Here is a 24,812-nt window from a genome sequence, read left to right as displayed (position 1 = left end):
ACAAGCTGTCCTTTCAGGTCCTATTGCGGTGCCTGGAAGGAGCCCCCTATAGTTTTCGGCGCGATTGAAAATCGTACTGAAGAGGGCTCAAATGCACACGGATAATCCGCCCATCGATCGATACCAGCGACTCAACAGCACACCGATTCTGGCCATCGACACCGAGGCCAACCTCCACGACCTCTGCGACGCCGCTGCCCAACGAATCCGCGCGTCCAGCGACCTGCTCGAAACCCTTCACTGCCTCTGCTTCAAACACGCCGATGTGAAAGACATTCCCAACATCGTTCATGCGCTTTATCTGCTGACTCAAGATGGCAGCGAGTTGCTGGAGGTTGTGCGGCAGCGGTTGCGTTAATTAGCCGTCCATAAAAAACGCCCTCGAAGGGTAATGCTGTTCACTTAAGAAAATGATGGACCTGTGGCGAGGGAGCTTGCTCCCGCTCGGCTGCGAAGCAGTCGTAAACCGGCGGGTGCGGTGTGTCTGATGCTGCGCATTTGTCAGGTTTAAGGGCCGCTTCGCAGCCCAGCGGGAGCAAGCTCCCTCGCCACGGGTTTATCGATGGCCTTAAGTGAACAGCATTACCCTCGAAGGGCGGTTTTTCATTCGCTAACCGAGCCTTACAGCTGCGGCCCAGCAGCCTCGATCGCATCGCTCACATCGAACTTCTTGAAGTTCTCGGTGAATAACCGGGCCAACGCCTTGGCAGCTTCGTCGTACGCAGCCTTGTCGACCTAGGTGTTGCGTGGGTTCAACAGGCCCGTATCAACACCTGGACCAGCCAGCGGCACGTCCAGGTTGATGATGTCCAAGTGTTCGGTTCTTGCACCGATCAGCGCGCCGCTCTGGATCGCCGCGATCACCGCACGGGTGGTCGGGATGTTGAAGCGCTTGCCGACGCCATAGCCGCCGCCGGTCCAACCGGTGTTGACCTTGGAGCCGAAGCTGCGGATACACTTGATCAGCAGTTCCGCGTATTCGCCCGCTGGACGCGTGAAGAACGGCGCGCCGAAGCATTTAGTTTCGCAATCAGCCATAAGACGTTAAGTAAAGATCCAGTCCTCTGGGAAAAGCCAATAACGTCAACCGTTCAATTTCAAGTACCTGTTTTGTAGAAAGCCTGAAGTCCGCACCAATGTGGTCATTTCCGTCTAGCCATTGCATTACGGGCTTCAAGTCCGCCACCGATAAGCTGATGCTCTGCTCAAATACCAATTCATCCTTACCCGGGTAAAAACCTAACACCCCAAAACTCATGGTTCTACCTCCCTTGTCTTATCTGCACTTTTTGTTTGCTGACCCGTAACGTGATTAAACTCACGGCTATCGTGACCTGCTAATTGTGGTCACTACAGCTGATTTGGAAAACATAGGCTGGATCGTAAATATTTTTCCCCAATATCGTTTCTAACGCCTCAAGCTGCGACCTTGTTAGATCATAGCCCTCCCATCCTTGCTGATCGGCAACCCACCCCATAATCTCTTTTAGAACCCCGTCATAATCCTCAGGCACCTTCTCTTCAAAAACGAGAAATCCAGTTCTCTTGTCGAAAGCTTCAACTGAGTAGATCACGGCTCGACGCTCCTGGTTTTATCTGCGGGTTTGGTTTTTTACCGATATGAGGCATCAGTCATATTGAGCGGGGCCGAATCTACACTTGCTCAATTTTTCGATAGTCAAAAGACACCCGGTAGTCACACCTGGACAAATCCAAATGCTCGAACCCTCTAAATCTAACCTCTAGCCCCATGTTATATCCATTGAGCGTGCGTCTCTGCGATACTCACCTGCAGAAACTCAGAGAGAAAAGTTCAAGCTCACCAAACATCCCGATAATCAAAGGAGACTTGATAGTCATACCTCGACAAATCCAAAGCATGCTCGAAATGCGGCTGCAATGTACCGATCCATTTAGCGCCCACATCAAAGTTTCCATTATTGATGTCTTGCTCAATCGAAACCCCCAGTTCTTCAAGAACCACAAAATCGTCTCCAAAGTCCTTGGAGTATTCCTTTTCAATTAAAAACTCTGTTTTTTTATCAAACCATCTCAATCTAATCTTTAATCCCATACTATCCTCAAAGAAATTTCTTAATGTTACGTTTAGGATTTGGCCCTTTCATCTGCTCACCCGTAAGGTGATCAAATGAACCCAAATGGCTACCATCGCTCGTGCGATATACCTCTAACTCTGCATGCCTGGAATCCCACTCATAAATTCTCCTGCCCTTAGCGTCCGTCCAGCGTTCTCGAAAACCACCACCGCCTTGACGAGGAGTCTTCGATTTAACTTCGGCAAGGTCAGTAAAACCCGTCATCTCATGTGTTTTTGGTGCCGGATGGTAATCATGCCCTGGCTCTGCCAAACCTTTACGACGAAGACTAAAAACTATGTATAGCGGTCGAACCCCAGAATCCGCCGGAAACACAAGAATGAAATCTTTGTACTCCGGCGGATAAATCGGGTTGACGATGATGCTGTCCGCCGCCGGCGTCGGCGGGAAAATCCAGATGTGCGGAGCCTGTGGCGCAGCCTCTAGAGCCGGGATACCCAACGTTGCGGAGGGATCAACCGCCGGCGTCCAGATCAACTCCATCGCCAAAGTCCGCCACATAGAGGTCGCCGCGAACCTGGAACGTCACCACCGGAATCATTTCCCAGTCACGTCGCGCCTGGGTGTTGTAGCCGTACCCCTTGAGTGTTCCATCGGTCTGGGTTTCGATATGCAATCGAACCCGGGTGCGAGCCTGCTCCAGGGAGCGCAGTTGCTCTTCGGTATACAACGAACCGTCGCCGAGGTTCGTGGGTGCCAATAACCCCACCAGCCCCACCAGTACACCTGCGGCCACCGGGGCGGTGATCGCGCCGGCAGCGGCAGCGGCGCCCGAGCCCAGGGAGGTCACTGCCGCCCCACCCAAGGCCAACGTACCGAAGCTCGCCGGCAACGCGCCGCTGATTTTCTTCAGCGGCAGGAGCCCCGATTCGTCGACCTGACGCCCGCCCAACAGGGTCATCGCGCCGTACTCTTTCAGGAGCTCCGTGGGGATGTATCCCGCCGGGTTTTGGTAGTCGATAACTGACGGGGGTAGTTTGCAGGACTTGGCAAATACGCAGCCCTTCACCGCCGGAAGTCGCTCCTCACATATTTGCGCCAGGCGCTCCCTCATGTACGCCTCTTGCCTGGCGAGCATGTCCTCATAAGCCTGGTAATCCGCGTTTCTCTTCGCCAGCTCGCTGGGGTCATGTCCCGCAGCACCCTGTAACCCCAATCGCCGCCATGGTGCTCCCAGACCTGCGGAACGTCGGCTTTCCCTTTCGTCATTCTTCGTCCTTAATTGGTCACCCCATTGAAGGGCGCGGCAAACCATACCGAGCGACCAAAAGATCCCTTACCAGACGGTTCCGAGACTGTTGTGAGACTTTTCTTCTTTTTCCAATGGGCAACAATTTCACCCTAAACTTTCCCCTAGATAGACATACCCTTTCAGCCCGGACACTTCGACATGCATCTCGCGCCAGACTTCCCCGACGACCCAGTCATGCGCCAACTCATGGAACTGCTCCACGAAGAAATCGGCCTGCCCGAGCGCAAGACCATTCGCCTGGGCACGGCAATCAATTTCGATCTGGGCTGCGATGGCGCGGATGCCCGGCAGTTGATGGAAGCCTTGGAGGAGCGGTTCGCCATCGATCTCGTCGACTATGACGCTTACCGCTACTTCCAGCCGGAAGGTTTTGACGTGTTTCAAAAGCGCAGGGCCAAGGGCCGTGGCAACAAGATGCCGTTGACCATCGGCATGCTCTACAAGGCCATCAAGGCACAACGATGGGATACACAGGAAGTGGAAAACGCCTAGCTGGTAAGACAGCGCCCACAAAAAAGCCGCCCTGAAGAGGGCGGCTTTTTCATCAGCTAACCGAGCCTTACAGCTGCGGACCAGCAGCCTTGATCGCGTCGCTCACGTCGAACTTCTTGAAGTTCTCGGTGAACAACCCGGCCAAGGCCTTGGCCGCTTCGTCGTAGGCAGCTTTGTCGGCCCAGGTGTTGCGTGGGTTCAACAGGCCAGTCTCGACGCCCGGAACAGCCAGCGGCACGTCCAGGTTGATGATGTCCAGGTGTTCGGTTTCAGCACCGATCAGCGCGCCGCTCTGGATCGCCGCGATCACCGCACGGGTGGTCGGGATGTTGAAGCGCTTGCCGACGCCATAGCCGCCGCCAGTCCAGCCAGTGTTGACCAGGTAGACCTTGGAGCCGAAGCCGCGGATACGCTTGATCAGCAGCTCAGCGTACTCACCGGCCGGACGCGGGAAGAACGGCGCGCCGAAGCAAGTGGAGAAGGTCGACTTGATGCCGCTGCCCGAACCCATTTCGGTCGAGCCCACCAGTGCGGTGTAGCCGGACAGGAAGTGGTAGGCGGCTTGTTCTTCGCTGAGGATCGACACCGGTGGCAGTACGCCGGTCAGGTCGCAGGTCAGGAAGATGACGGCGTTTGGCTCGCCACCGAGGTTTTTCGGTGCGCGTTTTTCGATCAGTTCACGCGGGTAGGCGGCGCGGCTGTTCTGGGTCAGGCTGTCGTCGGCGTAGTCGGCTTTCTTGGTGACTGGGTCCAGGACGACGTTTTCCAGCACGGCGCCGTGCTGGATGGCTTTCCAGATAACCGGCTCGTTCTTCTCGGACAGGTCGATGCACTTGGCGTAGCAACCGCCTTCGATGTTGAAGACCACGCCCACGCCCCAGCCGTGCTCGTCGTCACCGATCAGGTAGCGGCTTTCATCGGCAGACAGGGTGGTCTTGCCAGTGCCCGACAGACCGAAGAACAGGGTCACGTCGCCCTCTTCGCCCATGTTGGCAGCGCAGTGCATCGGCAGCACGTCGACCGCTGGAAGCAGGAAGTTCTGCACGGAGAACAGGGCTTTTTTCATCTCTCCGGCGTAACGCATGCCGGCGATCAGCACTTTCTTGGCCGCGAAATTGATGATCACGGTACCGTCGGAGTTGGTGCCGTCGCGCTCAGGCTCGCAGACGAAGTTCGGCGCGTTGAGGATCTGCCACTCGTCCTTGCCACCGGCGTTGTACTGCTCGGGGTTGATGAACAGGCAGCGACCGAACAGGTTGTGCCAGGCCGTCTCGGTGGTCATCTTGACCGGCAGGTAGTGCGCAGGATCGGAACCTACATGCACATGGGAGACAAAACGCTCGCGCTCGCCCAGGTAGGCTTCAACGCGGTTCCACAAGGCATCGAACTTGTCGGCCGGGAACTTGCGGTTGATCGGGCCCCAGGCGATGGCGTCCTGGGTGGTTGGCTCTTCCACGATGAAACGGTCGACTGGCGAGCGACCGGTACGATGACCGGTACGAACAACCAGCGCGCCAGTATCGGCAAGCTCGCCTTCACCGCGATTCAGGGCTTCTTTGACCAGATCATCGACACTCAGATCGGTGTACACGGCGTTATTGGCTTGCGTCATGAGATTCCCCGTCGGCCCGTGGCCGAGTGCTCCAAACGTTTTGTAGTAGGAAGTCGCGCACTACTACCCGAAAAAAGTGGGCCGGATTATGCCAGAAAACCCCAAAAAGAGTAGGGCCCTCCCGTCAGTACGGCGTAAATCCGGCGTTTGCCAGGAGATTTACCTGCGCTGAACCGTTTTAGTGACGAGTATCTGACGGTGTGTCGACACCCGCACCGGCAAACAATTGTGCAATATCCGCCGCGTCGAACAGGTAGCGCTCGTTGCAAAACTGGCAATCGATCTCGATGGCACCGCCATGCTCGATCACCAGTTGCTGCGCATCTTCCAGACCCAGACTGACCAGCGCATTGGCAGAACGTTCACGAGAGCAGCTGCATTGGAAGCGCAACGGCTGTCCGTCGAACAAGCGTACCTGCTCCTCGTGATAGAGGCGATGCAGCACGGTTTCGTTGTCCAGGCTCAACAGCTCATCGGCGCTCAGGGTGCTGGCCAGAGCGGTGACGTGCTGCCAACTGGCGTCGCGTTCTTCCGGGTCGCGCAGGCGATCGGCAGGCAGTTGTTGCAACAGCAGACCGCGCGCGCGCCGCCCGTCGGCGTAGAGCCAGAAGCGGGTATTGGTCTGCTGGGACATGACGAAGTAGTTGGTGAAGCATTCAGCCAGGGTCGCGCCGTCGAGGTCGACGATGCCCTGGTAGCGCTTGCCATGGGTAGGGTCCACCGTCAGGGCCAGCACGCCGTTGGGCATCATGTCGGCCAGGGTCGCGTCGGGCGCGATCTGCTCGGCGTGATAACGGGCCAGGCCGCGGATCTCGCGCTCGCTAGAGCACTCGATCATCAGCAGCGGGACCGGACCTTCGGAACGCGCCTGGAGAATCAGCAAGCCATCGAACTTCAAGGTGCCCACCAGCAACGCCGCAGCCGCCATCAGCTCGCCGAGCAGTTGTGCGACCGGCTCCGGATAGGGGTGCTTGGCGAGGACTTCGGCGTAGCTACGCTCCAACGCCACCAGCTCGCCACGGGCGTCGCTGTCATCGAAGATGAAACGTTGGGTGTAGTCGGTATCCGGTAAATCAGTCATAGGGTCTGGTATCTGAGGTGATGACAAATGATGGCGGGCATTTTATGGGCATTGCCGGTGGGTTCCAAGCAAGGCTTGGGTTTGCCTGACGGGAAGATCCGCATGGCTTAACCCCATGGACAAATCCCACTGGAACCTGTGGCGAGGGGATTTATCCCCGCTGGCTGCGCAGCAGCCCTTTGAACATGCACCCTCGCACCTGTGCGCCATATGTTTGGTTGGGGCTGCTACGCAGCCCAGCGGGGATAAATCCCCTCGCCACAATCGCCTGACTGACAGGCAGCCAGGCCTGCGCGTCTACTCGTTATTGCTGCCATGAAACTTGAACAGGTCCCGACGCTGCTTCTTGCTCGGTTTGCCGTCAGTGCTGACCCCCAGGGCGCCGGCCTTGCGTTGCGCGGCGGCGGCTTCGCGCTTGGCGATGCTGGCTTCGGTCTCACGATACAGCGCCTGCGCTTCAGGTGCGCCGCGACGCACGATCGACAAAGCTTCGACCACCACGGTCTTTTCATCGAAGCCGGTGCGAATGACAAATTCATCGCCAACGCGTGGCTCCTTGCCCGGCTTGCAACGTTCTCCGCGGTGATGAACCTTGCCGCTTTCGATGGCGGTCTTGGCCAGGGCCCGCGTCTTGTAGAATCGCGCCGCCCACAACCATTTATCGAGACGGACCTTGTCGTCCTCTTCCTTTTTTTGTGCCACTGCCATTCCTCTTTTCTGCCAATAGCCGGAACTGTACTACCGTTTTTGTCGAGCGCACGAATCCGGGCCGACGGATAGAATGTCCGCCAAATCGCCTCCACATGCATGGCTTGGCTAGAAATCGGTTACAAGCACAAACAAGCGCGTAGATAACTGTCGCCATTTTGTGATTATTCTGCGTGAATACCGCGATTCGCGGAGTCCACGATCCGATGTACTGATCGCAGGTTTTTTTATTGAAGACTTTTGACCATTTGACCGTTGTCGGTCTGCGCGAGTGGGTGGCGCTCCCGGATCTGGGAGTCGTGGGCCTGCGGGCAAAAATCGACACCGGCGCCAGCACCTCCAGCCTGCATGCCACAGACATCGAGCCATTCGAGCGCGATGGCGAAAAGTGGGTGCGCTTCACTGCCCACCTCGGTACGGTCGTGCAATTGCGCCATCGCCGCTGCGAAGCCCCGCTGGTGGCCCGCAAGACAATAAAAAGCTCCAACGGCCACGCTCAGGTCCGCTACGTGATCAGCACCACGTTGGCACTGGGTGATCGGATCTGGCGGGTCGAGTTCACCCTTGCCTGCCGCAAGTCCATGCGATACCGCCTGTTACTGGGTTCCAAAGCCTTGATCGACGGCCAACTGGTGGTCAATCCGGGTATCAAATACGTTCAAGACAAGCCGGCATTCCCGGTGTCCACTACCTCTGCCACAGGTGTTGCATGAAGATCGCTGTGCTGTCGCGTAATCCGCGTCTGTATTCCACTCGTCGTCTGGTTGAAGCCGGGACCGAACGAGGCCATGAAATGGTGGTGATCGATACCCTGCGCGCCTACATGAACATCGCCAGCCACAAGCCTCAGATCCACTACCGCGGCAAGCCGCTGGAAGGGTTCGACGCGGTGATCCCGCGCATCGGCGCATCGGTGACGTTCTATGGCTGCGCCGTGTTGCGCCAGTTCGAAATGATGGGGGTGTTTCCCCTCAACGAGTCGGTGGCCATCGCCCGCTCCCGGGACAAGCTGCGCTCGCTGCAACTGCTGTCACGACGCGGGATCGGCCTGCCGGTCACCGGTTTTGCCCACTCCCCCGACGACATTCCCGACCTGATCGCGATGGTCAACGGCGCACCGCTGGTGATCAAGGTGCTGGAAGGCACCCAGGGCATCGGCGTGGTCCTGTGTGAAACCGCGACCGCGGCGGAGTCGGTGATCGAGGCGTTCATGGGCCTGAAGCAGAACATCATGGTCCAGGAATACATCAAGGAAGCCGGTGGCGCCGACATTCGCTGCTTCGTCGTCGGCGATAAAGTGATTGCCTCGATGAAACGCCAGGCCAAACCCGGAGAGTTCCGCTCCAACCTGCATCGCGGCGGCAGTGCCAGCCTGATCAAGATCACCCCGGAAGAACGCATGACCGCCCTGCGGGCCGCGAAAGTCATGGGCCTGGCCGTGGCCGGCGTGGATATCCTGCGCTCCAATCACGGGCCGCTGGTGATGGAGGTCAACTCCTCGCCAGGCCTGGAAGGTATCGAGACCACTACAAGCAAGAACGTGGCAGGGATCATCATTGAACACCTGGAAAAGAATGGCGGGCCGAACATGACCCGGACCAAAGGAAAGGGTTAGAAGAGCAGCTTCAAGCTTCAAGCCAAGCCGGTTCAACTTGCAGCTTGAAGCTCGCGGCTTGCAGCTGCCCCTATACCGCATCCCTTGGCAGCATCAGCCCCAACGGTAACCGCACCCGCGCTTCCAGCCCACCGCCCGCGCGATTGCGCAGTTCGACGTTGCCGCCGTGCATCGAGGCGATGCGCTTGACGATGGCCAGGCCCAACCCAGTACCCTTCCCGCCCCGGGCGCGATCGCCGCGAGTGAACGGGTTGAAAATGGCTTCCAGCTCAGAGGGATCGATGCCGGCGCCACGGTCCATGACGCTCAGCACCACGTAAGGCGCGCTGGTGTCACCGGAGACATAGGCCGCGACTTCGACGCCGGTGCCAGCGTGGTTCAGCGCATTGCCAATCAGGTTGTTCAACAAGCGCTTCATCGACACCCGGCGCAGGGGGAAGGGCTGGATCGGCTCCAGGCGCAGGTGCACTTTTTCGTCGTTCTGGTTATAGGGCGCGGCCACCTCCCGCACCAATTCACTGAGGTCCACCTCTTCCACAGACTCATCACGACCGTCGCGAATGAACGCCAGGAACTGGTCGAGAATCGCGTCCATGTCCTCGATGTCGCGGACCATCTCGTCGGTCAAGTCGGTGTGCTCGCCCATCAACTCCAGCGACAACCGCAGCCGGGTCAGCGGCGTACGCAAGTCATGGGAGACACCCGCGAGCATCAACTCACGCTCGCGCCCGGCCTGTTCGACATCCTCGGCCATCTGGTTGAAGGCACGGTAGACCTCGGTCATCTCGCTGGGCGTATCGCTGATGGGCAGCCGCACGCTACGCCCCTGGCCTAGTTGGCGGGCGGCGTAGACCAGGCGTTTCAAGGGTTGGTTGAGCTGGCTGACGAAGATCCACGCCGATGCCGTCGACAGCAGGCCGATGGCCAGGAACCAGCCGAGCACGTTCCAGATTTTCTGGCCGCGCAGCGGATGCGGGTACAACGGCACTTTCAGCCAGCCATCCCCCAAGCTCGGGGCCCGCACCCACAGCGCTGGCGGCGAATGCATGCGCAATCGCACCTCGGTATCGGCGCCCAGTTCGGCCTGCATCTGGCGTTGATAGATCTCGCTGTAGGGCCAATGCTGCTCGCCCTCCGGCACACCGGCACCGACGACGCGGATCAGTGTCGCCGCCTCGGCAATTTTCGCCCGGTTGGTTTCGTCCGCCGCCCAATAGGCCCGCAGGGTCAAGGCAACACCGTGGCTGTACTGCCGGTCCACGAGAACGTCTTCGTTCATCAGCAGGTACACCAGCGTCAGTGCCTTGGAGAAGAGCACGACGATCAGCACCAGCCAGAGGGTGCGGGAGAAGAAACTCTGGGGGAACCAAACGGGGGTTTTCATGAATAACCGCTACACACTTGCAGGAGCGAGCGATGCTCGCACAATGACAGACCGCGAGTCGCCTGGAAGAAGACATTTCAACCGGCCAGGCCACCCGCTCCTACAAATCGCCGATCACTTGCTGGCGGCGCCATCCGGTACAAACACGTAACCCACGCCCCAGACGGTCTGGATGTACCGCGGCTTGGAAGGATCGGGTTCGATCATCCGGCGCAGACGGGAAATCTGCACGTCAATGGAGCGCTCCAGCGCATCCCATTCACGACCACGGGCCAGGTTCATCAGCTTGTCGCGGGTCAGCGGCTGGCGGGCGTTCATCACCAGGGCCTTGAGCACGGCGAACTCGCCGGTGGTGAGCATGTGGACCTCATCGCCGCGCTTGAGCTCACGGGTGGCCAGGGACAGTTCGTAGTCGCCGAAGGTCACGCTTTCGTCTTCGCTGCCCGGCGCGCCAGGCACCGGCGCCGACTGGCGACGCAGCACCGCCTTGACGCGGGCCATCAGCTCGTCGGGGTTGAACGGCTTGGCCAGGTAATCGTCCGCGCCCAGTTCAAGGCCCTTGATACGGCTCAGCTCGTCGCCCTTGGCGGTGAGCATGATGATCGGGATCTGGTTGTTGGCGCCGCGCAGGCGGCGGCAGGCGGTCAGGCCGTCTTCACCGGGCAGCATCAGGTCGAGCACCACCAGGTTGAAAACTTCACGGGCCAGCAGTCGATCCATTTGCTCGGTGTTCGGTACGGTACGGGCGCGGTAGCCCTTGCTGACGAAAAAGCGTTCCAGCAAGCTGCTCAGCCCCGGATCGTCGTCAACAATAAGAATTTTTTCGCCTTCAGCAGTTTGTGCAGTGCTGCTCATAGGAAGCTCCTTTGATCTCGGCGCGCATTATGGCCTAGCTGCCGTTATACGCACCGTGTGCATTGTTAGCAGATTTTTCCTCTATCACCACAAATCCGGGTATCAAGCCTACAGACCCTGTCCCCCCTCAGGACAGAACGCTGGTTATAATGCGCGGCCTTTTGTGCCAGGGAATGCCGGATCGTGACCCGGCGTGCCATTTTTTCCCCCTTGGCAAGGCAACTTTTTGAATTTCGCGGGTCAACAGGCAGCCTTTTGACCCAGGCAGCGGCGCATGCCAGGCCGCTCAACCAGTCTCGCCGAGCCCTGTTTCTGCGGTGGCGAGCCTGATTTCACAATTTGTCAGGTGGTTTTATGGACAGCATCAACAGCCGCATCGCCGAGGAACTCGGTGTACGCCCACAACAGGTCGAAGCGGCCGTCGCGCTACTCGATGAAGGCTCCACGGTGCCTTTCATCGCCCGTTACCGGAAAGAAGTGACCGGCAGCCTCGATGACACCCAATTGCGGCATCTGGAAGAACGCCTGCGCTACCTGCGAGAACTCGACGAACGGCGCATCAGCATCCTGGCCAGCATCCAGGAACAGGGCAAGCTGACCCCGCAACTGGAACGTGACATCAAGCTGGCCGACACCAAGACCCGCCTCGAAGACTTGTACCTGCCCTACAAGCAAAAGCGCCGCACCAAGGGTCAGATCGCCCTGGAAGCCGGCCTCGGCGAGCTGGCCGACGGCCTGTTCAACGACCCGACCCTGGCCCCGGAAACCGAAGCCGCGCGCTTCGTCGATGCCGAAAAAGGCGTGGCGGACGTGAAAGCGGCGCTGGAAGGCGCCAAGTACATCCTCATGGAGCGTTTCGCCGAAGACGCCAACCTGCTGGAAAAACTGCGTAACTACCTCAAGCAGGAAGCCACCCTCAGCGCCCGGGTGATCGCCGGCAAGGAAGAGGAAGGCGCGAAGTTCCGCGACTACTTCGAACACGACGAACCGCTCAAGAGCATGCCGTCCCACCGCGCCCTGGCGATTTTCCGTGGTCGCAACGAAGGCATCCTCAGCTCCGCCCTGAAGGTCGGTGAAGAATTGCCCGGCACCATGCACCCGTGCGAAGGCATGATCGGCCAGCAGTTCGGCATCCAGAACCAGAACCGCCCCGCTGACAAATGGCTGGCCGAGGTGGTGCGCTGGACCTGGAAGGTCAAGCTCTACACCCACCTGGAAACCGACCTGCTGGGCGAGTTGCGCGATAACGCCGAGACCGAGGCGATCAACGTGTTCGCCCACAACCTGCATGACCTGCTGCTGGCCGCACCGGCCGGCCCCCGCGCCACCCTGGGCCTGGACCCGGGCCTGCGCACCGGTTGCAAGGTCGCGGTGGTGGATTCCACCGGCAAACTGCTGGACCACGCCACGGTCTACCCGCACGTGCCGCACAACAAATGGGACCAGACCCTCGCCGTGCTCGCCGCCCTGTGCGCCAAGCATTCGGTGGACCTGATCGCCATCGGCAACGGCACCGCCAGCCGCGAGACCGACAAACTGGCCGCCGAGCTGATCAAGAAATACCCAGCCATGAAAATGACCAAGGTCATGGTCTCCGAGGCCGGTGCTTCGGTTTATTCGGCGTCGGAACTGGCTTCCAAGGAATTCCCGGACCTGGACGTGTCGATCCGTGGCGCGGTGTCCATCGCCCGTCGCCTGCAAGACCCATTGGCGGAGTTGGTGAAGATCGACCCGAAATCCATCGGTGTCGGCCAGTACCAGCACGACGTTTCCCAGTTGAAACTGGCCCGTGGCCTGGACGCCGTGGTGGAGGACTGCGTAAACGCCGTGGGCGTGGACGTGAACACCGCTTCGGTGGCGCTGCTGGCGCGGATCTCCGGCCTGAACGCCACGCTGGCGCAGAACATCGTCACCCACCGTGACGAACATGGCGCATTCAAGACCCGCGCCGCGTTGAAGAAAGTCCCACGCCTGGGTGAAAAGACCTTCGAACAGGCCGCCGGCTTCCTGCGGGTGATGAACGGCGATAACCCGCTGGACTCCTCCGCTGTCCACCCTGAAGCCTACCCGCTGGTACAACGCATCGCCGCCCAGACCGACCGCGACATCCGTTCGCTGATCGGTGACGCCGCGTTCCTCAAGCGCCTGGACCCGAAGAAATTCACCGACGAAACCTTCGGCCTGCCCACCGTCACCGACATCCTCCAGGAACTGGAAAAACCGGGCCGCGACCCGCGCCCCGAGTTCAAGACCGCCGAGTTCCAGGACGGCGTCGAAGACCTCAAGGACCTGCAACCGGGCATGATCCTCGAAGGCGTGGTGACCAACGTCACCAACTTTGGTGCCTTCGTCGACATCGGCGTGCACCAGGACGGCCTGGTACACATCTCGGCGCTGTCGGAGAAGTTCATCAAGGACCCGCGCGAAGCGGTGAAGGCCGGTGATGTGGTGAAAGTGAAGGTGATGGAAGTCGACATCCCGCGCAAACGCGTTGGCCTGTCGATGCGCATGAGCGACACGCCGGGCGAGAAAGTCGACGGTGCCCGTGGTGCGCGTCCTGGCTCGACGCCACGCCAGACGCAAAACACCGCGCCGCGCAAGGAAACCGCCACCGCAGCACCGACGAACAACGCCATGGCTTCGTTGTTCGCCAACGCCAAGCAGTTGAAGAAACGCTGATGGATGTGCCAGCCGGGTTGGTGGAGAGCGCGTTTTTCAAGCTGCTCGGCTGCCGTCTGCACAGCCTTGGGGACGGGGTGGCGCAAGTCGCCCTGAGCCTTGAGCCGCCGCTGCGCAATCGCGGCGGCAAGCTGCACGGCGGCGCGCTGTTCAGCCTGGTGGACATCGCCATGGGACTGGCCTGCTCCAGTGTCCATGGCTTTGACCAGCAGAGCGCGACCATCGAATGCAAGATCAACTACATCCGCGCCGTGTCCGACGGCGACGTGTTGTGCACCGCCCGGGTCATCCACCCCGGCCGGCGCACGCTGGTGGTCGAAGCCGAGGTGATGCAAGGCGACAAACTGGTCGCAAAAGCGCAAGGCACGTTCGCTGTCCTATAGCTCCCTGTCATCGATTTGAGTTAATTTCGACGCCACGAATGCGGTGTCGAGCTTTCCTGTGGGAGATCAACGTTGCTGATCCACCGCCATCGCGAGCAAGCTCGCTCCCACAGTGGGGTTGCGGTGGCTAGCTTTTGGCACGAAAACCAGGCGAAAACGCCAGTTTCAACTTCACCCTTGTAGACCGTCTTGCCCACCCCCATATTGGGGCGACTGACGCGTGAAGGAATTCAACTTGAGCGACCTTTTAAACCGCCGCCTGGCCCTGCTCGGCGAGCGCGCCAACCTCTCCCTGCTCGAACAGTGCCTGCACGGCATCGAGCGCGAATGCCTGCGCGTCACTGGCGATGGGCATTTGGCGCAGACCCCGCACCCCAAGGCCCTGGGCTCGGCGTTGACCAACGAACAGATCACTACCGACTATTCCGAGTCGCTGCTGGAGTTCATCACGCCAGCCCTGACCAAACCCGCCGATACCCTGCGCAGCCTCGACAAGATCCATCGGTTTGCCTACAGCAAACTCGGCGACGAGTACCTGTGGAGCCCTTCGATGCCGTGCCCACTGCCGGCGGAAGAGGACATCCCGATCGCGTATTACGGCACCTCGAACATCGGTCGTCTCAAGTACGTCTATCGCAAGGGCCTGGCCCTGCGCTACGGCAAGACCATGCAATGCATTGCCGGGATCCACTACAACTTTTCTCTGCCTGAAAAGCTCTGGCCCCTGCTCCGGCAGGCCGAAGGCGTCGAGACCAGCGACCGTGATTTCCAGTCGTCGGCCTACATCGCGCTGATCCGCAATTTCCGCCGCTACAGCTGGTTGCTGATGTACCTGTTCGGTGCCTCGCCGGCCCTGGACGCCGGTTTCCTGCGGGGTCGCCCGCACCAGTTGGAGCAACTGGACCCGGACACCCTGTACCTGCCCTACGCCACCAGCCTGCGCATGAGCGACCTGGGTTACCAGAGCAACGCCCAGGCCGGCCTCACGCCTTGCTACAACGACCTGCCCAGCTACACCGACAGCCTGCGCAAAGCGGTGGCGACGCCTTATGCGCCGTACGTCGAAGTCGGCACTCACCAGAACGGCGAGTGGGTGCAGCTCAATACCAACATCCTGCAGATCGAAAACGAGTACTACTCCAACATCCGCCCCAAACGCGTGACCTACACCGGCGAGCGGCCGATCCAGGCCTTGATGGCACGGGGTATCCAGTACGTCGAAGTGCGTTGCCTGGACATCAACCCGTTCCTGCCGATGGGCATCGACCTCACCGAGTCGCGATTCCTCGACGCGTTCCTGCTGTATTGCGGCCTCAATGACAGCCCGCAGTTGGAAAACAACGAATGCGGCAACGCCACGAGCAACTTCCTGACCGTGGTCAAGGAAGGCCGCAAGCCTGGCCTGCAATTGCAGCGCCAGGGTCAAGCGGTGGACATGCAGGCCTGGGCCGTCGAATTGCTGGAAAAAATCGCCCCGTTGGCCTCGCTGCTCGACCAGAGCCAAGGTGGCGATGCCCACCGCCAGGCGCTGGACGCACAACTGGCGAAAGTCCGCGACCCGTCCCTGACGCCCTCCGCCCAGGTGCTGGCCGCCATGGCCGAACATCAGGAAAGCTTTGCCCAGTTCTCTCTGCGCCAAAGCAAGACCCACGCCGAGTTCTTCCGCGCCGAGCCGTTGCCCGCCCAGGAGCAGGCGGCATTCGAAGACGCCGCGCGCGAGTCGCTGGTCCAGCAAGCTGAGCTGGAACAGAACGAGGTCGGCGATTTCGATGTGTTCGTGGGGTCGTATCAGGCGAGCATTTTGGCGATCAGTAACTGACCCCCTCATGGATCATTCCCATGTCTTACATGGGAATGATTTTGTGGCGAGGGGATTTATCCCCGTTGGCTGCAAAGCAGCCCTCGACGGTTCACCTCGGTGTGTCAGTCAATTCTCATTCGACTGATTTGGGGTTGCTTCGCAACCCAGCGGGGATAAATCCCCTCGCCACAAAAGCTGATGCCCACATAGATTTTTTCGCAAATAAGCTCATTCGAAAAAGTTATTTATTTTCCAATTCTTAGATCATTTAGCCTCCTCAAACGCCGAACATCCGGCGGCCAGTTGAGGAGCTTTCCCATGTCTTTGAGTTTCCCCCTTCGCCTTCTCGCGGCCGCCTCCCTGGCTGCAACGAGTCTTTTTGCCCAGGCAGCCGACCTGACCGTCGCCTACCAGACCACCGTCGACCCGGCCAAGGTCGCCCAGGCCGATGGCGCCTATGAAAAAGCCACCCAAGCCAAGATCGACTGGCGCAAGTTCGACAACGGCGCCGATGTCATCACCGCCATCGCCTCGGGCGACGTGCAGATCGGCTACCTCGGTTCCAGCCCGTTGACAGCGGCCATCACCCGCAAGGTCCCGGTGGAAACCTTCCTCATCGCCACCCAGATCGGCGCCGCCGAAGCCTTGGTGGTTCGTGACGGTTCGGGCATCAACTCCCCACAAGACCTGATCGGCAAGAAAATCGCCGTGCCATTCGTGTCCACCGGGCACTACAGCCTGCTCGCCGCGTTGAAGCACTGGAACATCGACCCGTCGAAAGTCACCGTACTCAACCTGGCACCACCGGCCATCATCGCCGCCTGGAAGCGCGGTGACATCGACGCCACCTACGTCTGGGACCCGGCCCTGGGCGTAGCCAAGGAAAATGGCAAGGTCCTGATCACCTCGGCGGAGCTGGCCAAGTTCGGCGCCCCGACCTTCGACGCCTGGATCGTGCGCAAGGACTTCGCCCAGAAGCACCCTGAAATTGTCACAGCCTTCGCCAAAGTGACCCTGGATGCCTACGCCCAATACCGCAAGGACCCACAAGCCTGGCTGGCCGATACATCCAACGTCGACAAACTGGTGAAACTCTCCGGTGCCAAGGCCAGTGATATCCCGCTGCTGTTGCAAGGCAACGTCTTCCCCCTGGCGGCCGATCAGGTCGTAAGCCTCGGCGCACCGACCACCCAGGCCATCACCGACACCGCCGCCTTCCTCAAGGAGCAAGGCAAGGTCGACGCCGTGCTGCCGGACTACGCGCCTTACGTCAGCGCCAAATACATTGCTCGTTGAGCGAAAAAAGGGAGACACGCAATGGCCTTGCTACAGCTGGAGCGCATCAGCGCACAGTACCCCGGCGCGGCGGAACCTGTGCTGGCGGATATTTCACTGACCCTGGGGCCCCAGCAATTGCTGGTTGCCCTCGGCCCGTCCGGCAGTGGCAAGACATCGCTGTTGAACCTGATAGCCGGGTTCGTCGAGCCCAGCGCCGGGCAGATCACCCTCGACGGCAGGCCGGTCAAGGGCCCGGGCGCCGAACGCGGCGTGGTGTTCCAGGACGATGCGCTGCTGCCGTGGCAGGACGTGCTGGCAAACGTTGGGTTCGGCCTGGAACTGGCCGGCATCCCCAAGGAAAAACGCGAGGCTCGCGCCCGGGAAATGCTTGCTTTGGTGGACCTGGCCGGTTTCGAGCACCGCCGTGTCTGGCAGCTCTCCGGCGGCCAGAAGCAACGCGTCGGCCTGGCCCGGGCATTGGCGGCCGACCCTCGCGTGCTGCTGATGGACGAACCGTTCGGCGCGCTGGACGCCTTCACCCGCGAGCAGATGCAGGAACTGTTGCTGCAAGTCTGGCAGCGCACCGCCAAACCGGTATTCCTGATTACCCATGACATTGAAGAAGCGGTCTTCCTCGCCACCGACTTGATTTTGCTGGCGCCCAATCCGGGGCAGATCGTCGAGCGTCTAAGCCTGGATTTCGGCCAGCGCTACGGCGCCGGGGAATCGGCGCGGTCGATCAAGTCCGACCCGCGCTTTATCGAAACCCGCGAGCATGTGCTTGCCAAGGTGTTCTCCCAACGCAGCGCCACTCGACCCCAGGAGCGCGCATGAGCAGCTACGAAATTCCAGCCACGGTCCGTGACACGACGACCCAGCCCAAGGCCAGCGGTTTGAGACCCCACCTGAGTACGCGCTGGATCAGCGGCTTGACCCTGATCGCACTGCTGGCGGTCTGGTGGGCCGTCACCGCCAGCGGCCTGATCGAACCGCTGTTCCTGCCCTCGCCGTCTGCCGTGCTGCAAAAAGGTTGGCTGCTGGCGACCAGCGGCTACATGGACTCGACCCTCTGGCAGCACCTGGCCGCCAGCCTTGAACGCATCGGCCTGGGCCTGTTGTTCGCGGTGCTGACGGCAGTGCCGGTGGGCATTGCCATTGGCGCCAACCGCATCGCTCGCGGCGTGCTCGACCCGTTGATCGAGTTCTACCGGCCAATTCCGCCGTTGGCGTACTTGCCGTTGATCGTGATCTGGTGCGGCATCGGTGAGTTGTCGAAGGTCCTGCTGATCTACCTGGCGATCTTCGCCCCGATTGCCATCGCCACCGCCACCGGTGTGCGCACTGTCGACCGGGCCAAGCTACGCGCTGCGCAATCGTTGGGCGCCACCCGGGCCCAGTTGATTCGCCACGTGATCGTGCCCAGTGCCTTGCCGGACATCCTCACCGGCATTCGCATTGGCCTGGGCGTGGGTTGGTCGACGCTGGTGGCCGCCGAACTGATCGCCGCCACCAGCGGCCTGGGGTTCATGGTGCAGTCAGCGGCGCAGTTCCTGGTTACCGACGTGGTGGTGCTGGGAATCCTGGTGATCGCACTGATCGCTTTCGCCATGGAAATGGGCCTGCGCGCCCTGCAACGCAAACTGGTGCCGTGGCACGGCCAGGCCCATTGATACCCAATGACCACGCCGACCCTTCGGCGCCCAGACCGAGAACATTGCGATGAACCGCCCAACCATTACGCCATTGAGCACTGCCCTCGGCGCTCAGATCAGTGGGATCGATATCAGCCAGCCGCTGAGCCAGGAACATCGCACGACCATTGAGCAGGCCCTGCTCAAGCATCAGGTGTTGTTCTTTCGCGACCAGCCGATCGACCCAACGCAACAAGCGCGTTTCGCCGCGTATTTTGGCGACCTGCACATTCACCCGATCTACCCCAACGTACCGCAGCAGCCCGAAGTATTGGTGCTCGACACCGCCGTCACCGATGTGCACGACAACGCCGTGTGGCACACCGACGTGACCTTTCTCCCGACGCCGGCCATGGGCGCGGTGCTCAGCGCCAAGCTGTTGCCAGCGGTGGGTGGCGATACGTTGTGGGCCAGTGGCATCGCCGCCTACGAAGCCTTGTCGGCGCCATTGAAGCGCTTGCTGGAAGGCCTGACAGCGACCCACGACTTCACCCGGTCCTTTCCATTGGAACGGTTTGGCAACACCGCCGAAGACCTGGCGCGCTGGGAAGAGGCACGGCGAAAAAACCCACCACTGTCCCATCCGGTGATCCGCACCCATCCGGTGAGCGGGCGACGGTCGCTGTTCGTCAATGAAGGCTTCACGACACGGATCAACGAGCTGTCGGAAACCGAAAGCGAGGTGATCCTGAAACTGCTCTTCGCCCACGCCACCCGCCCGGAGTTCACCCTGCGCTGGCGCTGGCAGGTCAACGACGTGGCGTTCTGGGACAACCGCGTCACCCAACACTTTGCCGTGGATGACTACCGCCCGGCCCGGCGGGTGATGCACCGGGCGACGGTGTTGGGGGATGTGCCGTTTTTTCAGTAACTATCCCTGGAACGCTATCCAAGCCTTTGGGCACCGCTCATCCTTTAGCTGTACGGAAAACCAGTACCCACTTCCATAACGAATAAAAATAAAGTAAAAATCCGCTTACCGAACAGTGAGTGGTGAACAGCATGGTCACAAAAGAGGAAATCCAAGGCTTCATCCGTGCGCAAGTCGATAGAGAGTTTTTTGATGAGCTTGGGATTTTGATTCCTCAGACCTTTCAAAAAGCTTCAAAGGAAGTGCAGGATCTACTAATCCATACTCCTCCTGAAGACCTGCGAGGTCACCTGCGGCATTCACTCGTTCAGGAAGCTTTGGCGGGGATGAAGCGGTGGAACCCGATAATCAAAACAACCGATCCTAAAGGACATAATTATGTCCTGTTGGAGCTGGGAAACTTACGCATCACGTCTGTCGTCCTACCTTGGCAAAAGGAGATTCGCACCGCGAAACACCGTAACGAATTGAAAACCTTGAACGAATCGTTAGCTTCTACTCAGATGGATTGGATTGACGGGCTGAAGCACACCGTTTCCGAACAATTGATCCATGCGCTTGTCGTAGTCCATGCACCACCTCCACGCTCAACGGATCAATCAGAGCCTCGAGCCATCATGATGGCTGTACCTTATTTTAACGGCAAAGGCTTCCATATGGATTGCACGTTCGAAGAGCTACTTCAAGGCTATTCTGATAATCAAGCAATAGCTCGAAAACCGATTGAACTGGTGAAATTGCGAGATAAGATGCGCCGCGCTGAAGAAATCGAAGACCGAGCTAACCATGAGCAAAATTCCAAGGAGTGAACCATGAGAACTGGAGTCGCGGGCTTCCAGTCCGAACGTCTCAAGCAGTTACGGCTCACGTTCGGCATCACCCAGACCGCCTTGGCCGAAATGGTGGGACGCGCACCTGGAAATATTTCTAAATGGGAGAATGGGCTACAGGTTCCTGAGGCCGATGCATTCCAACGGTTATGCGAAGTCTTTGGCGTCAGTGAGAACTGGTTACTCGAAAAGCAAATCGTAACGAGTGAAAGCACTCCGTTTTTCTTCCGATCGCAGGTAAGCGCCACCGCTAACGCAAGAGAGATAGCAGAAGTACGTCTGGAGTGGCTTCAAGACATCTCCTATAAGCTTCAGGAAAGCCTTGAGTTTGTCGCCGTTAACGTTCCACATTTGGAAGAAAGCAATTGCCTGTTGATTTCCGATCAGGAAATCGAGCGGATGGCTAGCGAATGTCGTCAAGCATGGGGATTGGGAGTTGCCCCCATACCCAATGTCGTTCAAGTGCTCGAAAACGCCGGCATCATCTGCGCTCGAACCACATTGGGCCACCTGAAAATGGACGGCGTGTCAAATTGGTACGAGCTGGATCAGCGGCCTTACATACTTCTTGTTGCGGACAAAGCGAACGGTATACGAAATCGATTCGACGCGGCTCATGAACTTGGGCATATCGTTCTCCATCGGTATATTTCCAAGGAGCAGTACGAGTCGAACTACACGTTGCTTGAGTCACAGGCACACCGATTTGCCAGCTCATTCCTGATGCCTGCAGAAAGCTTCGTTAGGGAGATTCGCTGGCCTACATTGGATACCTTGCTAGCTCTAAAGCCACGTTGGAAGGTCTCCGTGGCAGCGATGATTCGTAGATGCCTAGATCTAGAGATTATCAATGACACCACCACCACAAGATTGTGGAAAGCAAGGTCAGCAAGAGGATGGGTCAAAGGTGAGCCCATGGACGCTGATTTCGATTTTGAAAGACCTCAGTTAATTGCGCGGGGAGTGAAAATTCTCGTAGAAAACAAGGTTCTTTCCCGATCCCAAGTCAGACAGCTATTAGGACTACCCCTGCCGACTCTTGAAAGTCTTTGTAGCTTGGACAAAGGATATTTCACCCTACCTGATCAATCGCAAGTCATTGAGATGCATCTTAGGAAAAGATCTGGACGGGATACGTTTTTCAGCGAAACGGCAGAAATACTTGGCTTTCCCAGCAAAAAAACACCTTAAATCATCACGGATAAACACCTTCGCCAGGAAGACAGCTTATCCGTGATTCAGTCTAGACCTTACGAGAAAACTCACTCAGCCGACGAAGGTTTCTCCCAAAGATTGATCCCGCCTTCCTGGGCAAATCGGTCGATCTCGACCAGTTCTTCGGCGCTGAAGTTCAGGTTCTGCAAGGCTCCGACGTTCTCGATGATCTGCTCCGGCCGGCTGGCGCCGATCAGGGCGGAGGTGACCCGGGGATCGCGCAAGGTCCAGGCCAGGGCCATTTGCGCCAGGCTCTGGCCACGACGCTGGGCGATCTCATTGAGGGCGCGTACGTGGGCGAGGTTCTCCTGCGACAAGTGCGAAGCCTGCAACGAGCCGCCCCCCGGACGATTCACCCGCGCATCGGCCGGAACGCCCTTGAGGTACTTGTCGGTCAGCAGGCCTTGGGCCAACGGGGTGAAGGCAATCACGCCGGTACCCAATTCGTCGGTGGCGTCCAGCAGGTCTTTTTCCACCCAGCGGTTGAGCAGGTTGTAAGCCGGCTGGTGGATCAGCAGCGGGACTTTCCATTCCTTGAGCAACGCCGCCATTTCCCGGGTCTTCACCCCGGAATACGAGGAAATGCCGATGTACAGCGCCTTGCCTTGCTGCACTGCAGTGGCCAGTGCACTGGCGGTTTCTTCCAGTGGGGTGTCGGGGTCGAAACGGTGGGAATAGAAGATGTCCACATAGTCCAGCCCCAGGCGTTGCAGGCTCTGGTCGAGGCTGGCGAGCACGTATTTGCGCGAGCCACCGCCCTGGCCGTATGGGCCCGGCCACATGTCCCAACCGGCCTTGCTGGAGATGATCAACTCATCGCGGTACTGCTGGAAATCTTCGCGCAGTAACCGGCCAAAATTGATCTCGGCGCTGCCGTAGGGCGGGCCGTAGTTGTTCGCCAGGTCGAAGTGGTTGATGCCCAGGTCGAACGCCGTACGCAGCAATGCGCGCTGGGTGTCGATGGGCGTGCTGTCGCCAAAATTGTGCCACAACCCCAGCGACAACGCCGGCAGCACCAGCCCGCTGCGACCGACGCGGCGGTAAGGAATGGACTCGTAGCGGTTTTGCGCAGCGGTGTAGGTCATCGAAAAGGCTCTCTGTTCGGACGGCGGGTGACAAACGCTAACATTTCACAGACGCCTCGGTCAGGCTGAAAGTTCGCGCAAGGCCGCCGCCGCCAGAAAACCCGAACGCGAGCTATAACGCTGGTCCCGTCGCACGGTTTGGTCGATGCGCTCAAGCAATTGCTCGGGCAGCGTGGCGTTGAACCGCACTGACTTTCCGAAATAGGGCGTGACATCAAACTCAACCACCCCCCATATCCCCCCGGCGTATTGCGGATCGTCGAGATGATCGTCGATTTCATGGATCTGCGGCAGCGGTTCGCCGTCGGCTATCAAGCCTTCATAGTGCAACGAGAGCGCCTCTTTCACATTTTCGAATGCCTGGCTCACAGTACTTCCTGCGGAGAAACAACCCGGTACATCCGGGACCGTCACTCCGTAGTCGGAATCGGCATCCTTGTGCAGAACGACCGGAAATTTCATGTGGACGAATCCTTCCTTCAGATCCGGCAACCGCAGCAACCGGTCTGATAACAATGCATCCCCATCGGGGATTTCGTAATCGGTCATGGGCTTCATTTCAGGCCCGCCTGTTTCAATATGCTATTGATCGTGCCTCTGGGCAGATCGGCGTCAGGGTGCTTGATCGTCACCCTTCCAGCCTTGATGGAATGCTTGTACTGATGATGGCTACCCTGGACTGCCACCCGATACCAACCGTCCTCTTCGATCTTCCTGATCATTTCCCGACTTCGCATCACCTTTGCCTTATTCACAACTCTGCCGGAAAACTCTAGCTGCGAAAAAGACCCCAGATACACACAATACACACCCAGAAAAATATTAGTTCAACTCTCCAACCCATGCACCGCCCTCACCACTCGGTCATCGCGCCTGCGCAAACACCTCCGCCACCCAATCCACGAACACGCGGACCCGTGGCGACATGTGTCGGTTGTGGGGATAGAGCACCGACACCGGCATGGACGGTGGTGGGGTGGCGGTGAGGACTTCCTGGATCAGCCCTTGCCGGATCGGTTCTTCCATTCGGTAATGCGGGCATTGGATCAGGCCCATGCCGGCGATGGCCGAGGCGGCGTAGATCTCGGCACCGGACACCGACAACGTCCCCCCGATCGCTACCTCCTTGAGTTCGCCATCGACCATGAACTCAAACGGATAGAGTTTGGCGGTGGTCCGCGAGACGTAATTCACCGCCCGGTGATGCTTCAGGTCATCGAGGCTCTTCGGCTCGCCGTACTGGCGCAGGTAACCGGGACTGGCACAGGTGATCTGCCGGAGATTGGCGACACGTCGGCCGATCAATGACGAGTCCGCCAGCGTACCGGAGCGCAGCACGCAATCGACGCCCTCGGCAATCAGGTCGACGAAACGATCCGCCTCACTGATGAACAGTTCTATTTCGGGGTAGCGGGCCATGAATTGTGGCAACGCCGGAATCACGAAGTACCGGGCCTGGGTGCCATGCAGGTCTACTCTGAGTTTGCCTTTGGGCGCCACGCCGCGAAACGCCAGTTCGGCCTCTTCAAGCTCCGCCAGCAATTGCACACAGCGCGGGTAGTAGGCTTCGCCGTCGAGGGTCGGGCGCACCTTGCGGGTGCTGCGCTCCAACAAACGAACACCCAGCCAGGCTTCGAATTGATTGAGCGTATGGGTCAGCGTGGCCCGGGGCATATTCAAGTCTTCAGCGGCCAGGGTGAAGCTGCTGCGCTCGTATATGCGGACAAACACTCTCATCGCCTTGACCTGGTCCATCTGAATCCTTCACGCCGATTGTTGGAAGATATTGAATAGTCAAGGCAACTCTCGTGTATTTATCGCCAAGAGTAAACATGTGAATCTGGCTCCAACGAATCACAACGC

The 24,812-nt window shown here is 59.2% G+C and carries 25 protein-coding genes and 2 pseudogenes; 13 read left to right on the top strand and 14 right to left on the bottom strand.

All coding sequences use genetic code 11. The features are described 5' to 3' along the window. Positions 1-91 precede the first annotated feature (91 nt). Complete coding sequence (locus BT116_RS09635) at positions 92-358, top strand: hypothetical protein (protein ID WP_072342734.1); 267 nt, start codon at positions 92-94, stop codon at positions 356-358. 263 nt (positions 359-621) lie between these two features. On the opposite strand, the pseudogene BT116_RS09630 reads toward BT116_RS09635, so the two are convergent. From BT116_RS09630 to BT116_RS09610, 5 genes and pseudogenes are all read right to left on the bottom strand, one after another. Then, positions 622-1,017: pseudogene (locus tag BT116_RS09630) on the bottom strand (phosphoenolpyruvate carboxykinase (ATP)); the annotation flags it as partial. Between the two features lie 13 nt (positions 1,018-1,030). After that, positions 1,031-1,258: a hypothetical protein gene (locus BT116_RS09625; protein WP_072342731.1), complete on the bottom strand. Its 228-nt coding sequence runs from the start codon at positions 1,256-1,258 to the stop codon at positions 1,031-1,033. Between the two features lie 79 nt (positions 1,259-1,337). After that, positions 1,338-1,574, bottom strand: coding sequence for a DUF7683 domain-containing protein (locus BT116_RS09620; RefSeq protein ID WP_072342728.1), 237 nt, complete (start codon positions 1,572-1,574; stop codon positions 1,338-1,340). 245 nt (positions 1,575-1,819) lie between these two features. Then, positions 1,820-2,074, bottom strand: a complete 255-nt coding sequence (locus BT116_RS09615; protein WP_072342725.1) for a colicin E3-like toxin immunity protein — start codon at positions 2,072-2,074, stop codon at positions 1,820-1,822. A gap of 7 nt (positions 2,075-2,081) precedes the next feature. Then, positions 2,082-3,326, bottom strand: a pseudogene (locus BT116_RS09610) (colicin E3/pyocin S6 family cytotoxin). Between the two features lie 181 nt (positions 3,327-3,507). Here BT116_RS09610 and BT116_RS09605 point away from each other — a divergent pair. Next, the gene (locus tag BT116_RS09605; RefSeq protein WP_072342702.1) at positions 3,508-3,861 is read left to right on the top strand and encodes a DUF1493 family protein; all 354 of its coding nucleotides are present in this window, start codon (positions 3,508-3,510) and stop codon (positions 3,859-3,861) included. Positions 3,862-3,928: 67 nt separating this feature from the next. Here the strand turns inward: BT116_RS09605 and BT116_RS09600 are convergent, their stop codons facing one another. The 3 genes from BT116_RS09600 to BT116_RS09585 form a co-directional block, all read right to left on the bottom strand. Then, positions 3,929-5,473: a phosphoenolpyruvate carboxykinase gene (locus tag BT116_RS09600; protein WP_060739668.1), complete on the bottom strand. Its 1,545-nt coding sequence runs from the start codon at positions 5,471-5,473 to the stop codon at positions 3,929-3,931. A 178-nt stretch (positions 5,474-5,651) separates the two neighbouring features. Further along, positions 5,652-6,554 (bottom strand): Hsp33 family molecular chaperone HslO, encoded by a 903-nt coding sequence (gene hslO, locus BT116_RS09590; RefSeq protein WP_072342700.1) that lies wholly within the window; start codon positions 6,552-6,554, stop codon positions 5,652-5,654. Positions 6,555-6,851: 297 nt separating this feature from the next. After that, positions 6,852-7,256: an RNA-binding S4 domain-containing protein gene (locus BT116_RS09585; protein WP_072342873.1), complete on the bottom strand. Its 405-nt coding sequence runs from the start codon at positions 7,254-7,256 to the stop codon at positions 6,852-6,854. Positions 7,257-7,510: 254 nt separating this feature from the next. Between BT116_RS09585 and BT116_RS09580 the strand changes: the two genes are divergently transcribed. Both BT116_RS09580 and rimK read left to right on the top strand, forming a co-directional pair. Then, positions 7,511-7,975 carry a retropepsin-like aspartic endopeptidase RimB gene (locus BT116_RS09580; protein ID WP_170845936.1) on the top strand — a complete coding sequence of 155 codons (465 nt, stop codon included), beginning with the start codon at positions 7,511-7,513 and terminating at the stop codon, positions 7,973-7,975. Next, positions 7,972-8,877 (top strand): 30S ribosomal protein S6--L-glutamate ligase, encoded by a 906-nt coding sequence (rimK, locus tag BT116_RS09575; protein ID WP_003196697.1) that lies wholly within the window; start codon positions 7,972-7,974, stop codon positions 8,875-8,877. The genes BT116_RS09580 and rimK overlap by 4 nt, the downstream gene beginning before the upstream one ends. A gap of 70 nt (positions 8,878-8,947) precedes the next feature. On the opposite strand, the gene BT116_RS09570 is transcribed toward rimK, so the two are convergent. Both BT116_RS09570 and ompR read right to left on the bottom strand, forming a co-directional pair. Continuing rightward, complete coding sequence (locus BT116_RS09570) at positions 8,948-10,261, bottom strand: ATP-binding protein (RefSeq protein WP_063323417.1); 1,314 nt, start codon at positions 10,259-10,261, stop codon at positions 8,948-8,950. 114 nt (positions 10,262-10,375) lie between these two features. Continuing rightward, positions 10,376-11,116, bottom strand: a complete 741-nt coding sequence (gene ompR, locus BT116_RS09565; protein ID WP_003196691.1) for an osmolarity response regulator transcription factor OmpR — start codon at positions 11,114-11,116, stop codon at positions 10,376-10,378. 354 nt (positions 11,117-11,470) lie between these two features. Here ompR and BT116_RS09560 point away from each other — a divergent pair, with 354 nt between their 5' ends. From BT116_RS09560 to BT116_RS09520, 9 genes are all read left to right on the top strand, one after another. Beyond that, positions 11,471-13,795 carry a Tex family protein gene (locus BT116_RS09560; RefSeq protein WP_072342698.1) on the top strand — a complete coding sequence of 775 codons (2,325 nt, stop codon included), beginning with the start codon at positions 11,471-11,473 and terminating at the stop codon, positions 13,793-13,795. Beyond that, entirely contained in the window at positions 13,795-14,178 is a 384-nt protein-coding gene (locus BT116_RS09555) for a PaaI family thioesterase (RefSeq protein WP_014336033.1), read from the top strand. The genes BT116_RS09560 and BT116_RS09555 overlap by 1 nt, the downstream gene beginning before the upstream one ends. A gap of 235 nt (positions 14,179-14,413) precedes the next feature. Then, positions 14,414-15,997, top strand: a complete 1,584-nt coding sequence (gshA, locus tag BT116_RS09550) for a glutamate--cysteine ligase (protein ID WP_072342696.1) — start codon at positions 14,414-14,416, stop codon at positions 15,995-15,997. A 300-nt stretch (positions 15,998-16,297) separates the two neighbouring features. Beyond that, entirely contained in the window at positions 16,298-17,275 is a 978-nt protein-coding gene (gene tauA, locus BT116_RS09545; protein ID WP_072342695.1) for a taurine ABC transporter substrate-binding protein, read from the top strand. 21 nt (positions 17,276-17,296) lie between these two features. Next, positions 17,297-18,091 carry a taurine ABC transporter ATP-binding subunit gene (gene tauB, locus BT116_RS09540; RefSeq protein ID WP_072342693.1) on the top strand — a complete coding sequence of 265 codons (795 nt, stop codon included), beginning with the start codon at positions 17,297-17,299 and terminating at the stop codon, positions 18,089-18,091. Beyond that, positions 18,088-18,927: a taurine ABC transporter permease TauC gene (gene tauC, locus BT116_RS09535; RefSeq protein ID WP_072342690.1), complete on the top strand. Its 840-nt coding sequence runs from the start codon at positions 18,088-18,090 to the stop codon at positions 18,925-18,927. The genes tauB and tauC overlap by 4 nt, the downstream gene beginning before the upstream one ends. A gap of 49 nt (positions 18,928-18,976) precedes the next feature. Next, positions 18,977-19,819, top strand: a complete 843-nt coding sequence (tauD, locus tag BT116_RS09530) for a taurine dioxygenase (protein WP_072342687.1) — start codon at positions 18,977-18,979, stop codon at positions 19,817-19,819. A gap of 131 nt (positions 19,820-19,950) precedes the next feature. Next, positions 19,951-20,628, top strand: coding sequence for a hypothetical protein (locus BT116_RS09525; protein ID WP_072342685.1), 678 nt, complete (start codon positions 19,951-19,953; stop codon positions 20,626-20,628). A gap of 3 nt (positions 20,629-20,631) precedes the next feature. Then, entirely contained in the window at positions 20,632-21,840 is a 1,209-nt protein-coding gene (locus BT116_RS09520; RefSeq protein ID WP_072342682.1) for a helix-turn-helix domain-containing protein, read from the top strand. A gap of 71 nt (positions 21,841-21,911) precedes the next feature. On the opposite strand, the gene mgrA is transcribed toward BT116_RS09520, so the two are convergent. From mgrA to BT116_RS09500, 4 genes are all read right to left on the bottom strand, one after another. Continuing rightward, positions 21,912-22,949, bottom strand: coding sequence for an L-glyceraldehyde 3-phosphate reductase (gene mgrA / locus BT116_RS09515; RefSeq protein WP_072342680.1), 1,038 nt, complete (start codon positions 22,947-22,949; stop codon positions 21,912-21,914). 60 nt (positions 22,950-23,009) lie between these two features. Beyond that, positions 23,010-23,411 carry a type II toxin-antitoxin system HicB family antitoxin gene (locus BT116_RS09510; RefSeq protein WP_063325186.1) on the bottom strand — a complete coding sequence of 134 codons (402 nt, stop codon included), beginning with the start codon at positions 23,409-23,411 and terminating at the stop codon, positions 23,010-23,012. A 92-nt stretch (positions 23,412-23,503) separates the two neighbouring features. After that, positions 23,504-23,686, bottom strand: coding sequence for a type II toxin-antitoxin system HicA family toxin (locus BT116_RS09505; protein WP_072342677.1), 183 nt, complete (start codon positions 23,684-23,686; stop codon positions 23,504-23,506). 127 nt (positions 23,687-23,813) lie between these two features. Beyond that, complete coding sequence (locus BT116_RS09500) at positions 23,814-24,704, bottom strand: LysR family transcriptional regulator (RefSeq protein ID WP_072342675.1); 891 nt, start codon at positions 24,702-24,704, stop codon at positions 23,814-23,816. Positions 24,705-24,812 lie beyond the last annotated feature (108 nt).

The organism is Pseudomonas sp. NFACC16-2 (assembly GCF_900119205.1).
Lineage (GTDB): Bacteria > Pseudomonadota > Gammaproteobacteria > Pseudomonadales > Pseudomonadaceae > Aquipseudomonas > Aquipseudomonas fluorescens_Q.
This window is presented reverse-complemented; position numbering and strand designations above follow the sequence as displayed.